The following is an 11,971-nucleotide window of genomic DNA, read 5'->3' as shown; positions in this document are numbered from 1 at the left end:
TATATTCACAACCATTACACCTTAAATCGGCTAACTGACACCTGCAACTCTTCCGCCATGGAGGAAAGGTCATTGGCCGCCGAAGCGATTTCCTGCATCGCAGACAGTTGTTCCTCTGACGTCGCACTAACTTCCTCTGTCCCGGCAGCCGCATTCTCTGTTACTTCCATGATTGTCTTCATGGACACATTGATCTGCTCTACACCCGCTGCCATTTGTTCAATCGATGCAGATACCTCCTGAGTCTGACCAGCGACATTGCTGACAGCTTCACGAATCTCCTCAAAAGTACCTCCTGCTTTACGGACAAGTTCTATGCCTTCCTGAACCTCGGCAGTCACTTCTCCCATGGATTGTGATGCATTATTCATCCCTTTGCGTATAGCAGTTACAAGTACACTGATCTGTTCAGCTGATTTTGCTGATTGATCCGACAGCTTGCGCACCTCTGTAGCAACTACCTCGAATCCACGACCATGCTCACCTGCTCTTGCAGCTTCAATAGCCGCATTAAGAGACAGCAGATTCGTTTGTGCCGATATTTCGGAGATACTTTCAACCATAGATCCAATCTCATCTGAATGATTGCCCAGTTCTTCAATGACTTTAGCTAGTACACGTACAGTCTGATGAATCGAGTTCATCTGACCAACAGCAGATTGCACCGCATCGTTACCAGACAAAGTTTTGGTTGATGCATTAGTCGCTTCCTCCGACATATTCTGTGTATTCTCAGTCATCTGCTGAAAACCTGTGGATAGTTCATTAATCGTATGGAATCCATCTCCAACCATTTTCACTTGCGTATCCATACCCGTAGCGATCTCTTCCATGGTAACAGCGACCTGTTCAGTCGCCGAGGCGGTCTGCTCTGTACTTGCCGTTAACTCCTCGGAAGAAGCCGCAACCCGATCCGCATTGTTCCCCACCTGATGGATTAATTGACGCAAATTCTCCATCATCTTGTTGAAGGATTCGGCCAGATCTCCGATCTCATCCCGATTACGAACAACAATCTTCTCACCCATCAGATCTCCATCAGCAATTCGGCTTGCAGCTTGTGCAACAGCAGCAACTGGCAAGGAGATCAGTCTTCCAATGATCAACGCCACAAGTGTCCCGATTAGGATAGAAGCAATTCCGATAATAGTAACCCACCGAAGAACTTGGGCAATCTGAAGGTTGGCATCCACAACACCGGAGTTCATGGCGTCTTGTTGATGCCGTTCCATTCCTTCTACAATTCCTTCAAATTCAGCAATTATCCCTGGCGCTGTTTCCTGCAGCAACCTTGAGATTTCACTGTTATTCCCCTGTCTTGTCAATGTCATAATATTCTGTGCAAATTCATAATACTTGTTCATTGACTCATCGGATTGCGTAAGATAATCTTTCATCTTTTGACTTGTAACCGTTGGTTTTAACCCATCGCTTAACGCTATGTAATCTTCATAAGCCTTATTAAACTCCTCTTCATGTTCTGCACTGTCTTCCATCACATAATTTCTCAAAGCAATCTGCTGTGATTTAAGATCGATCGACATATTTTTAATGAGCAGTAGTTTACTTGTTCTATCATTAATTAATTCTGTATACGTTTTCTCGACAGATACAAATTGGGTGTAGGCAATAACCACTACCGCTATCAATAGTAATAATACAGTTGAGAATCCCAGGATTAATTTTCGACTAATTGATATTCTTCTCATGTTCATTCCCCCGAAATTTCAAATAAAGTACATGGTGTTCCAAACTTCACACATCTGGTCTCCCTTAGGAATTATTAAGACTTTAGACCTAATTGTAAATATATACAAAGATTATATTCGCCTATATCATTCAAAACGGGTCTTTATCCCTAAGATTACTAACCCAATAACTATGAAATTTGAACCATTATATACTCATGAAATTTCATTGAAAATTTTCAAGGAGAATCAAGACTAATCAAAGGAAAACAATTATCTTTTATTCAGTAAAATTAAAAAATACACCTTACAATATGGCATGGTCAAACCACTATGGTTTGATTCACATCCCACTTTGAAAGATGTACTTTATATCTAAACAGTATTTTATTAAAAAGCGATCAATCTCATTCGATCAACCAATGGATACCGGATTTCGTTCAAGCAGCCCACTGCCAAACGTTTCCCTGAACGGGGAATCCTCCATATGAATATAACCGATGTAACAGCCACATTTTTTCATCCGACAAGGCCGATCCGCAGCCAAAGCCTGCAGACCATCGCGATACAGATGCCCAATAATTCGACGATCCTTATAACACCTTTTTACGTGCCCTGACCCTTGTACATAAAATACTTCGGAACCGGCAGCACAACGTTTGCCCAAGCTCTCATAGTCCTGCAGATTACCTTCAAAAAGCGGATCAAGCCCACGTAAAAACTGAATCTCCTCTGGCGTGTAATAGTTGGGCCGATCTTTGAAGGCATTAACCCACATATACACATCATCCGGCAAAGCCTGTCTCATCGACTCAATTGCGGGGAATGCACTGCGGAGTCCGACAGTACCAACACTAAATGCTAGCCCCATCTGACGCAAAGTTAGGCATTGTTTTACAAAAGAAGCTTCTTTCGTCTCACGAGGATGATACGTCGCCCAAAAGGCTGCTTTATTCGCATCCAGCTCCCTTGCCCAGTCCAGCTTAACCGACAGGTTGGTTTGGATCGCAACTTTATCCACATGTGGCATATGTGACAGCTCAACCATCGCTTCCCGGTACCAACGACGAACCAATGCTTCACCATAGGGATTGAAGAAAATCGAAAATTGGTGTCCTTCAACTTCCTGCTCCCTCACCCAGTTCACAAATTGATGCAATTGTTGTTCATCCATTTCCAACGTCTCTTTGGAATCCACAGTCTTGCTAAACGGGCAGTATGGACAGTCGTAATTACAGGAAGACAACTTCCCCCGATAATACAAAGTCGCTCTCATGAGAAAACAAACCTTTCCATCTGTTCACGAACTTCGGCAGATATAAGCCAATCTCCAATCGCATCGGAGTAGCCAAGTCCCTCTTCTGTCAGACGCAGTATCTGCTTGCCCTCATCGTTCTCCAGCTGCGCCATGCCCTCTGTCAGCAGTTCAGTCAACCAGACATAGTCGGACATCACATCGGTACCGAAGCGCTGATGGTAGTCAGACAACGTTAATCCCTCCCGATGTAGCAAGGCCTTCAGAATAAAGCGACGTCTTTGTTCTTCACGGCTTAATACGATCCCATAATCCGCCACATCGTAGCGCTCGGTCGCCACATAATCGGCAATGATGCTCTGTGTGGCCTTGTAACTCACGCCGTACTTGGAAGCATAATGTACTTCACTCGTATACGAGCGTGCGCCACATCCCAGACCAACCATGCCCTCCTCCTGACAGCTATAAGGCAGAAGCACTTTGGAGGACGACTGTGATTTGGCAAATCTGCGCATCGAATATTGGACATAACCTTTACTTTTTAAGGTCTCCCGTGCAGCTTTATACAGCTCCATCCGAATGTCCGGCCCCTGACGGCGAATATCATCAGGCTTCACGATCGTATTTTCCCGTGTATACAAGGGATAGATAAAGATTTCGCCCGGCTCGTAGGCTAACACTCTTTCCAGTGAATAGAGCCACGATTCAACCGTTTGCCCTGGCAGACCATAGATCAGATCCAGATTCAACAATGGGAAATCATAACGAGTAAGCTTCTCAAGTGCTCGTTCAACCTCCTGCGGTTTTTGCGGACGATAGATGGCGGATGCTTCAGCTTCAATGAAACTCTGAATCCCCATACTGACACGATCTACACTTCGTTCCTTCATAATGGATAGCTTGGCTTCCGTAACGGTATCTGGCGAGGTCTCCACTGATATTGATGCTTGCGAGGGATCCAGCCCCATCACATGTTCAGCAATATCAAACAGACGGTTTAACTGGACCTCATTCAATAATGTAGGTGTTCCCCCACCAATCGCGAACCGCGAATACGGTCTTCGAGATGTAATAGGTGCCCACTGCTTCGCCTGACGTTCCAACGCATCCACATAGCGTTCATGCGTATCATCCCGACGATCCGGCAGTGTGAACAGATTACAGAATCCGCAACGAGCAGCGCAAAAGGGAATGTGCATATATAAAAAATACGTATCGGTATTCTCTTTTTCCCACAGTGACTCCAGTGGCAACGGTGGGTCCAGCTCCCGATATGCCGTCTTGTGCGGGTAAGAGTATAAGTAAGAACGATAGGGGAATGCCAGTACTTCACTGAGACCTGTAGTTATATTGGATCCGGACTGTGTGGAATGGCCTGTTGTCGTATGTTTTGATTGTTTATCCATCGGTTTCCTCCTGTCTCCGGTTGTTGTCATCATAAAAGCAATACATTCTATACTAAAAATTCACGGTAAGGCACCGTCCATACGACATCATGTGCAAGCCGGTGTCCTTGATACCCGTCTTCGCCGTAAGCTGTACCATGATCGGAAAAAGCCAGGCAATACGCTGGGCGGGCGCGTTTTCGCATCGCCTCGAACAATGGCCCAAGGGCCTCGTCTACATATCGAAGTGCAGCCCGTTGGGTCTCCACCGAGTCCTCCTTGGCTCCTTCTACAAAGTACCGATTTGGACCATGAATGGCAGACACGTTCAAAAACATAAATATCTTTTCATCCGGCGCCGTCTGCTCAAGCAGCTTTAATGCATGCTGTACCTGATGTTCTGTCGATTTGGGGTTGGTTACCCCAAAGTTCATTCGCCAGTAGCTCTGTTGGAAATAGCCGGGCAATACTTTCGCAAGTGGGTTTTTTTTCGTAAAAAAAATGACGCCGCCAATGCAGATTGTACGGTAACCTTCAGCTGCGAACCCGGATACGATATCCGGTGTATCAAATAGCCAAGTGTGCGGATGTGTTTTGAGCCCAGTATTTCGGGAATGAAATAGCCTTACATGAGATGCCTTATCTGTATTGGCAGGTGTCGGCATAAAACCACCAAAAAAAGCATGGTGCGCCGCGTATGTAAAACTGCCCGGGGTATGACGCTTCTCCCACGGACCTGAACCACACAGATTAGGACAATTTTCCTCTTCCAGCTTGGCTACGTCATATCGTAACGTATCCAGCGTAATCATTAACAGATCATGGGAGCCCACGATGGTGTTCATATCAGGCATGTTGAATAGGCTCCTTTCGTAAAAGTTCCATTTCCCACTCATAGGTTCCGAGGCCATGATGCTCGACCCTATATAACAGATCTCCAAACGGATTCACATCCAGCACATAGGCACGCGGATTCGAACCACTCGTAAGCATTACATCAATCCCGGCTGACCACGAATTGGGAAATGCAGACATGGCTGCCTGCGCTGCCGTCCGAACTAGCGACATCCGCTGTTCATCCATCCCTGCTTCAGCAGGCAGCATACGCTCATTGCGCAGATGCAGATTGGTAATCGGAGTACGGCTCAGCCGCATAATCGCGTGACCTGCCTGTCCACCTGCAACCAGTTGGCGAATATCATAGGCCCGTTGATCAAGCGTGGCTTTGGGCATCCACCTTTCAATCTGTGCACCTTCTGCACATAACCAGTTCATCAGCGTAGCAATCTCTTCACTGCCGGTATACTTGCGTAGACGTCCTTCATTGAAGAAAATCGTCTTGCCCTGTATCAGTTCCATCCCCATCGTCGTTACAGCGATCTCATCATCTGTTCGGGGATTGACTTGATATGCGACAACGCCTGAGGCTCCTGAGCCACTCGCGAGCTTTACAAATACACGATTCATACCAGCAGATTGCATAGCCGTACGTAGATTGGTGTAACTTCGAATCGGCTGTGAAGAAGTTAGCACCGGGGGGATTTGAACCCCATGGGAAGATAAATGATGTTGGCACTGTCTTTTATCAAACATCAATTGGATATCACTGGGATCATTCATAAATCGGACTTCAGGCCACATTTCCCGAGCTTCATGGCCGATTCGATCCAAACATGCTTTCCAGCCACGAAACCACTGAGCAGGTGCGTAAATTCTTCCCCACTCTTGTTCCAGCGAAAGTGCCTGTTCTGTGGAGAATGCTTCTGCTCCCATTCCATCCGTTAATGTTGTCGTATCGTTCATAGCTCCAAGGAACAGTAACTCACGTTCCACTTCCCAATCCTCACCAGGCGCATCAATGCGAATCAGGGGTACAGGCAGATTGGAATCTACAGTATCAGCAATCGTTCCGCCGTGTCTCCAGTTCTGAAGCAATTGAGCATATGGCAGTACAACCGCAGGTTTCAAACCCAATCTATGCCGGGCCTCTTGCATCCCTTGAGTTCGTCGGTTATCGGGGTTTCCAATCAATAATAAGGGTTGATCTCGTGTTGGATCAGGTACATCTATCGGTTGATGCAGGCTTTCTTTTATTTCTTTTATTTCCTTTACGCCTGACATTGTCTACTCCGTTAACGACGGGTAACGCCAGTCATCCTCATCACTCTGTTGCTGGTCGCTAACATCTACGGATATACCCGAGTGGTTCCAGCGGCTAATCATTTCATTGGTCATGTAATGGTAACTTAGATCAAGATGCTTCAGCTTCTTAATCCGTTCACTGGCTAGTAGTGCTTCTGCTCCTTCATCGGACAACGTCCCTTGCGATAGATCCAATATTTCAAGTTGATCCAGAATAGGTGCATCAGCTGCTGCTTTGGCAATCTCATCCTGAATTTCACTGTCTTTTAGACCCAAGTAAACCAGCTTTGGAAATAATCCTTGTTCCAAAAGGGGAAGCACATCTTCAAGTGAACCATCGAAACCATAATTATCCACACCCAGATACAGTTCCAATTTACGCAATTCAGGCAACTCGGCGTGGGTGATCGAAGATAACACGTCTTTCGGGAGACCTCCACAAATAATAATCAATTCTTCAAGCTTGGCATGCTGGAGTGGTTCCAGACTAAGACCGCTACTGCCCATGACAGAGAATGATTTTAATTCTGGAAAAGCACCCAACAGCGGGGTAAGATTCGTCTGAATAATCCACGACACTTCGCACTCTTCGTATCCCATATCCCCGATGAACAGTTTCTTCAATGACGGAAAGCTTTGAGCTGACTCGACGAACGTGCTCATGAACTCGTCAGGCGAATTTTCATAAGCCTGTCCCCAATCTCCGATGACCAGACTTTCCAATGAGCTGGCCTCCGGTTTAGCTGCCAGTTCCTTAATTAATTTTTCCATACGAATGCCGTCCTCATAATCATCGTAGGATACAACAAGCTTCACTTCTTGCATGAGCAAATCCCTCCGTTTAAGGTTCATATATGATTCGTTAATTTGAATGTTAACCTATACCACACAAGGCTTGCAACTTCTTCCAACTCCAGTCCCAATGAGATTCTCAATCGTGCAATGTGAACCATTTCCGACGTAGGTACAAGAACACACGTTCTGTATTATTGTCGCAGAAATAGCCATCCTCATTTAGGTATATGGATGGACCTCCCCAAACCTCACTCAAACACTTCATTGCATAGAAAAAAAGCGTTAATGGCGAGTGAACCATTCCATCGGAATGCTTCTGTGCTTCCATTAACGCTTTGATGTTCCGTCTTATCCTTCAAGTCTGGATACGAGTGCTCTCAGCGCATGACCACGGTGGCTAATCGCCTGCTTTTGCTCGAGCGTCAGCTCCGCCATCGTCATCTCATATTCAGGTACATAGAAGAGTGGATCATATCCAAAACCGCCAGCACCTGCAGCTTGAGCCGTGATCCAGCCTTCCGCAGTGCCTTCCGATTCATACTTATCACCAGTTGTCGGATCGTACAGTACCAGCGCACAGACGAAACGAGCTGGACTCAATAGCGGTTGCTCGGTGTCCTCACCGGATTTCAACGATTCCAGCGTCTCCAGCAACTTCGCATTATTCTGTGCATCCGTTGCTCCTTCGCCTGCATATCTCGCTGAATATACGCCTGGCTCACCGTCCAACAGATCTACGCAAAGTCCCGAATCGTCTGCCAGAACGGGCAAACCAAGCGCATCACCAACCGCTTTAGCTTTCTTCCAGGCATTCTCCGCGAACGTTACGCCGTCTTCCACCACATCCGGCAGCTCCGGATAGTCAAACATGCTCTTAACCTCTTTGCCAAGCGGTGCGAAAGCATGAGCGAATTCACGGACTTTACCCGCATTGCGGGTTGCGACAATGAGAATTGGGCTGTCCAAACTCATCTTACGCTTCCCCTAATCCACGTGCGCCGATCTTGAGCGCAATCGGTCCAAGTACTTCTTTTTGACGCTCGATCATCTCCAGAATTCCCTGCTCGCCCAGTTCCAACATGGCGTTCAGCTCACGGCGATCAAATGGTGCTTCCTCGCCTGTTCCCTGTAACTCAACGTATTTACCTCCACCTGTCATCACCAGGTTCATGTCTACCTTGGCTTTGGAATCTTCATCATAGTTCAGATCCAGCACAGGTTGTTCACCCACAACACCCACGCTTACCGCTGCAATGAAATCCGTGATCGGGAATACTTGCAGTTTGTGCTGTTGGGAAATCTTGTTCACGGCAAGCGCAAGCGCTACAAATGCACCGGTAATGGACGTTGTGCGTGTGCCTCCGTCGGCTTGAATGACATCACAGTCCAGCGTAATGGTACGCTCACCAAGAGCCTGCAAATTCACTACCGAGCGCAATGCCCGACCAATCAGACGCTGGATTTCCATCGTGCGTCCAGTTAATTTGCCACGATTGGCTTCACGTTGGTTCCGGGTATGTGTTGCACGTGGCAGCATGGAATATTCAGCCGTTACCCAGCCTTTACCTTGCCCTTTCATAAAGGGAGGAACACGTTCCTCTACTGTCGCTGTACAGATTACTTTTGTATCTCCAACTTCAATCAGTACAGAGCCCTCGGCGTATTTATTCGTGTTCACTGTTAAATTCAGCGGGCGCAGCTGTTCGCTGGTTCGTCCGTTTGATCTCATTTTTTCTGCCTCCTACGACTTAAGCATCCTGTAATGTTGAACTTATTCACACTTTTAGAGATTGTTCAAAAAGCTCGCTTTTGATTACGAAAAATGCCTTAAGGCATCATCAGCATCGAATATGGAATTCAGCCTAATAAGCATAAGCTTACGAAGTATGTTTCCTTCGGAAACATTGTAGTTGCTCACGTAGTTTGCCTACGCTCCGCTACTCCATTTCTAGCTTCATCCCATCTTCTCGGTACTGAAAACCGATCTTTTTGAACACGTATTTTTAATAATCCCTTATATTTTACCAAAGAGTTCGGTTAAAAGCATCCTTAAGCATTTCTTGCTCATTAAATCGGAATTTCGTTGATATATTCAGGCTTGGAAACTGGCGCACTGTAATCTCGGTTGTCGTCACCCATGACCGTTTTTTGGCCGTTCCACTCGATCTGTACTTTGGCATCCTTGCCGGCTGTATTCTCCGCAGTCGTTAATACCACAGACTGTAACAGCTCACTTGGTACGATATCCCCTTCGGCAAACATATCATCTTTCAGCGCAACCGTTACTGTGCCATCCTCTGCTGTTTTGACCGATTGCAGCTCCGTTCCGCCTGTCATGACCTCTTCCAGTTCGCCGCCTTTGTCAGGTCCCTTGATCAACTCATTCAATGCTGCCTGCACCCGATCTTCACCAGGGGTAACGAGACGTGTAACTGGAACATAATATTGGATGCCTGCTGGTGAAGCTGCTGAGAAATAGACCGTGACCGGGCTGCTGTTCGCCACAAACGCATCACCCAGATCCAGATTGATTCCTACAGCCCGATTCAGCGGTTCAGGCAACGGCGTGCTGTTTACCGGCATTTGCGTTAACTTTTTGCCATCGACCCAGATCTGCACATTCTCCACATCAGGCGTTCCCGTCAAAGTCCACGTGACAGCTTCTAGCATTTTCCGTTCTTCCTTCGCATCATACTTGGCAAAATTACCCGAGAACTCCACGACCGCCAGCTTGTCATCCGCATGGATCGTTACATTTTGTACAACCGTTCCCTGCGGAAGAACACCCTGGAATCCTTCAGGCAACATCCCGGCATAGGCCCCGCCTGTGACAAGTGTATCCAGAGCTGTCTTCGGACTGCTGGCATCTGTTCCAGAAGGAAGGGTCAGGGATACCGGAGCGAGCAGCCCCTGCTGGTCTTGCAGATATACCGTCGTTAATGGGAGCGTTGCGAGTGCTCCATTCCCTTCGGCCGCTTGAATCATCGCTGCTTCCTGGATGGGCGGTGGTGGATCAACAGCTTCAGAAGACTGTGCTCCAAACATGCCACAGCCTGACAACACCATAGGAATGCTCAGCAGCGCAGCTGCCGATACCGTACGCAAAGATTGGATCTTTCTCATGATCACGTTCCCCCTCATCATTTTTACAGTTTGTACTACCATGTATACGAGCCTTTGTCCAAAAAATAACTAAAAGATAATCACTTCGCTGAAAACTTATAAGTTCTATTATCTTAAAGAAACGTAAAACAGGTTAATACGTATTAGGAAGCAAGAGTAGGGACATTGCTAACTTCAGAGGAGGAATCGCCCATGGAACATCCTGAGCAAGAGAAAATCCCTTATAGCCTCAATAGCCGCAAAGTCGCGGAGGCAACAAGGGAATGGCTGCATAAGCGGGGCGTCACGATCCCTGAGATCGCAGAACTGGTCATGTTATTGCAGAAAAAATATTATCCAGGTCTTACGATGGAAGAATGTATCGAAAATGTGGAGATGGTTCTCCGTAAACGCGAGGTACAGAACGCTGTCCTGACCGGTATTCAGCTCGATATTCTGGCAGAACAGGGTCAGCTCATATCTCCTTTGCAGGAGATGATTGAGAACGATGAAGGGCTATATGGCGTGGATGAGATTTTGGCATTCTCCATCGTCAATGTATATGGCAGCATTGGATTTACGAATTATGGTTATGTGGACAAGCTGAAGCCAGGGGTGCTCGAACGACTGAATGACAAGAGCCTGGGCCCTGTCCACACGTTCTTCGATGATATTGTCGGTGCAATTGCATCGGCAGCGAGCAGTCGGATCGCCCATCGCAAACAATCCGAGCTTGAAGAAGCGCTGGGAGAAAAACCTGTCAGCGATGACGCTGTATAACGTGTAACTCGTTTTATATCTGAAGTCATACCGAACATTGTGCATGTTTGGTGAAATAACTGTTCAATAAGAAGATATCTGCTCATGGAAAGAAGCGGCCCGATGGCCGCTTCTTTTGCATGTGTACGATAGGTATTGCATGATCCACACGTTATTATTTCAGATGCTTAGGTCGTACCGCACTGACCAAACCAAAACCTTCAATCCGCTTCTGCTCCGCAGCTGGCTCAGTTGCTGTCCATTTCGGTCCAATCGTGATTTCCGGGCCTTTGCGCTCTCGCAACATGCCGCGTAGCACAGTGATCCCTAGGATGCTGAGTCCGGTAAATACATACATCATCCGCATGATGATATTGCCGGAATCCGTTCCGGTAACCATGCCGTGAATCAGCAAACTAATGAACACCGGATAGGACAGCATGTGGAACGTGAACCACCATTTACGGCCCAACTTGTTACGCAGGTCACTGGATAACAGGACGATCACTAATCCGTAGAAAGCTAACGTTCCCAGACCACTGCCGATCGGATGCACAGAGGCGGTAAAAGGAATGAGAAGTTCTCCCCAGGTAAACGGGCTGTAGTGATCAATATATAACGTTAACGCATGCACGAGTCCAAGTCCGAAGGCGAGCCAGGTCGTTCGTGTATGCCATTTGAACATGGCTGCTTTCGGTTTACCTTTGGCCATAGGCATCCCTTGAGCAATACCCAGGAACACACCGGCAAAGAGCAGCACATAAGCAGCAATTCCACTAATTCGAATGATATTCCACGTCGGCAGGTAATCTACAATCCATTGTGCCATAACCGGCTCCCCCATA

At 47.0% G+C, this 11,971-nt stretch carries 11 protein-coding genes; 1 reads left to right on the top strand and 10 read right to left on the bottom strand.

All coding sequences use genetic code 11. From position 1 onward, the window contains the following. Positions 1-14: 14 nt before the first annotated feature. From OM416_RS25475 to OM416_RS25435, 9 genes are all read right to left on the bottom strand, one after another. Positions 15-1,709 carry a methyl-accepting chemotaxis protein gene (locus tag OM416_RS25475; protein ID WP_264934243.1) on the bottom strand — a complete coding sequence of 565 codons (1,695 nt, stop codon included), beginning with the start codon at positions 1,707-1,709 and terminating at the stop codon, positions 15-17. 394 nt (positions 1,710-2,103) lie between these two features. After that, positions 2,104-2,964: an STM4011 family radical SAM protein gene (locus OM416_RS25470; RefSeq protein WP_264934242.1), complete on the bottom strand. Its 861-nt coding sequence runs from the start codon at positions 2,962-2,964 to the stop codon at positions 2,104-2,106. Next, positions 2,961-4,349 carry an STM4012 family radical SAM protein gene (locus OM416_RS25465; protein WP_264934241.1) on the bottom strand — a complete coding sequence of 463 codons (1,389 nt, stop codon included), beginning with the start codon at positions 4,347-4,349 and terminating at the stop codon, positions 2,961-2,963. The genes OM416_RS25470 and OM416_RS25465 overlap by 4 nt, the downstream gene beginning before the upstream one ends. Positions 4,350-4,396: 47 nt before the next feature. After that, positions 4,397-5,182 (bottom strand): STM4013/SEN3800 family hydrolase, encoded by a 786-nt coding sequence (locus tag OM416_RS25460; RefSeq protein ID WP_074096266.1) that lies wholly within the window; start codon positions 5,180-5,182, stop codon positions 4,397-4,399. Beyond that, on the bottom strand, positions 5,175-6,449 hold the full coding sequence (locus OM416_RS25455) for an STM4014 family protein (RefSeq protein ID WP_264934240.1): 1,275 nt from the start codon (positions 6,447-6,449) through the stop codon (positions 5,175-5,177). The genes OM416_RS25460 and OM416_RS25455 overlap by 8 nt, the downstream gene beginning before the upstream one ends. Positions 6,450-6,452: 3 nt before the next feature. Beyond that, a complete protein-coding gene (locus tag OM416_RS25450; protein ID WP_264934239.1) occupies positions 6,453-7,295 on the bottom strand; it encodes an STM4015 family protein in 843 nt (280 codons plus the stop codon). A 318-nt stretch (positions 7,296-7,613) separates the two neighbouring features. Further along, positions 7,614-8,237, bottom strand: a complete 624-nt coding sequence (locus OM416_RS25445; protein ID WP_017692573.1) for an XTP/dITP diphosphatase — start codon at positions 8,235-8,237, stop codon at positions 7,614-7,616. Position 8,238: 1 nt separating this feature from the next. After that, a complete protein-coding gene (gene rph, locus OM416_RS25440) occupies positions 8,239-8,994 on the bottom strand; it encodes a ribonuclease PH (protein ID WP_017692572.1) in 756 nt (251 codons plus the stop codon). 338 nt (positions 8,995-9,332) lie between these two features. Further along, entirely contained in the window at positions 9,333-10,388 is a 1,056-nt protein-coding gene (locus OM416_RS25435) for a GerMN domain-containing protein (RefSeq protein ID WP_264934238.1), read from the bottom strand. 192 nt (positions 10,389-10,580) lie between these two features. Between OM416_RS25435 and OM416_RS25430 the strand changes: the two genes are divergently transcribed. Next, positions 10,581-11,147 (top strand): phosphatidylglycerophosphatase A, encoded by a 567-nt coding sequence (locus tag OM416_RS25430; protein WP_091037633.1) that lies wholly within the window; start codon positions 10,581-10,583, stop codon positions 11,145-11,147. Between the two features lie 154 nt (positions 11,148-11,301). On the opposite strand, the gene OM416_RS25425 is transcribed toward OM416_RS25430, so the two are convergent. Next, positions 11,302-11,955, bottom strand: coding sequence for a ferric reductase-like transmembrane domain-containing protein (locus OM416_RS25425; RefSeq protein ID WP_264934237.1), 654 nt, complete (start codon positions 11,953-11,955; stop codon positions 11,302-11,304). Between the last annotated feature and the right edge of the window lie 16 nt (positions 11,956-11,971).

The organism is Paenibacillus sp. LS1, from assembly GCF_026013365.1.
Taxonomy (GTDB): Bacteria; Bacillota; Bacilli; order Paenibacillales; family Paenibacillaceae; genus Paenibacillus.
Note: the sequence above shows the minus strand (reverse complement) of the source record. Positions and strands in the feature narration are given on the sequence as shown.

What these genes read in the sequence shown, in the direction of transcription:
- OM416_RS25425 (WP_264934237.1), bottom strand. Translation starts at nt 11,955, where the DNA reads ATGGCACAATGGATTGTAGATTACCTGCCGACGTGGAATATCATTCGA.
- OM416_RS25465 (WP_264934241.1), bottom strand. Translation starts at nt 4,349, where the DNA reads ATGGATAAACAATCAAAACATACGACAACAGGCCATTCCACACAGTCC.
- OM416_RS25455 (WP_264934240.1), bottom strand. Translation starts at nt 6,449, where the DNA reads ATGTCAGGCGTAAAGGAAATAAAAGAAATAAAAGAAAGCCTGCATCAA.
- OM416_RS25470 (WP_264934242.1), bottom strand. Translation starts at nt 2,964, where the DNA reads ATGAGAGCGACTTTGTATTATCGGGGGAAGTTGTCTTCCTGTAATTAC.
- OM416_RS25435 (WP_264934238.1), bottom strand. Translation starts at nt 10,388, where the DNA reads ATGAGAAAGATCCAATCTTTGCGTACGGTATCGGCAGCTGCGCTGCTG.
- OM416_RS25460 (WP_074096266.1), bottom strand. Translation starts at nt 5,182, where the DNA reads ATGCCTGATATGAACACCATCGTGGGCTCCCATGATCTGTTAATGATT.
- OM416_RS25445 (WP_017692573.1), bottom strand. Translation starts at nt 8,237, where the DNA reads ATGAGTTTGGACAGCCCAATTCTCATTGTCGCAACCCGCAATGCGGGT.
- OM416_RS25450 (WP_264934239.1), bottom strand. Translation starts at nt 7,295, where the DNA reads ATGCAAGAAGTGAAGCTTGTTGTATCCTACGATGATTATGAGGACGGC.
- rph (WP_017692572.1), bottom strand. Translation starts at nt 8,994, where the DNA reads ATGAGATCAAACGGACGAACCAGCGAACAGCTGCGCCCGCTGAATTTA.
- OM416_RS25430 (WP_091037633.1), top strand. Translation starts at nt 10,581, where the DNA reads ATGGAACATCCTGAGCAAGAGAAAATCCCTTATAGCCTCAATAGCCGC.
- OM416_RS25475 (WP_264934243.1), bottom strand. Translation starts at nt 1,709, where the DNA reads ATGAGAAGAATATCAATTAGTCGAAAATTAATCCTGGGATTCTCAACT.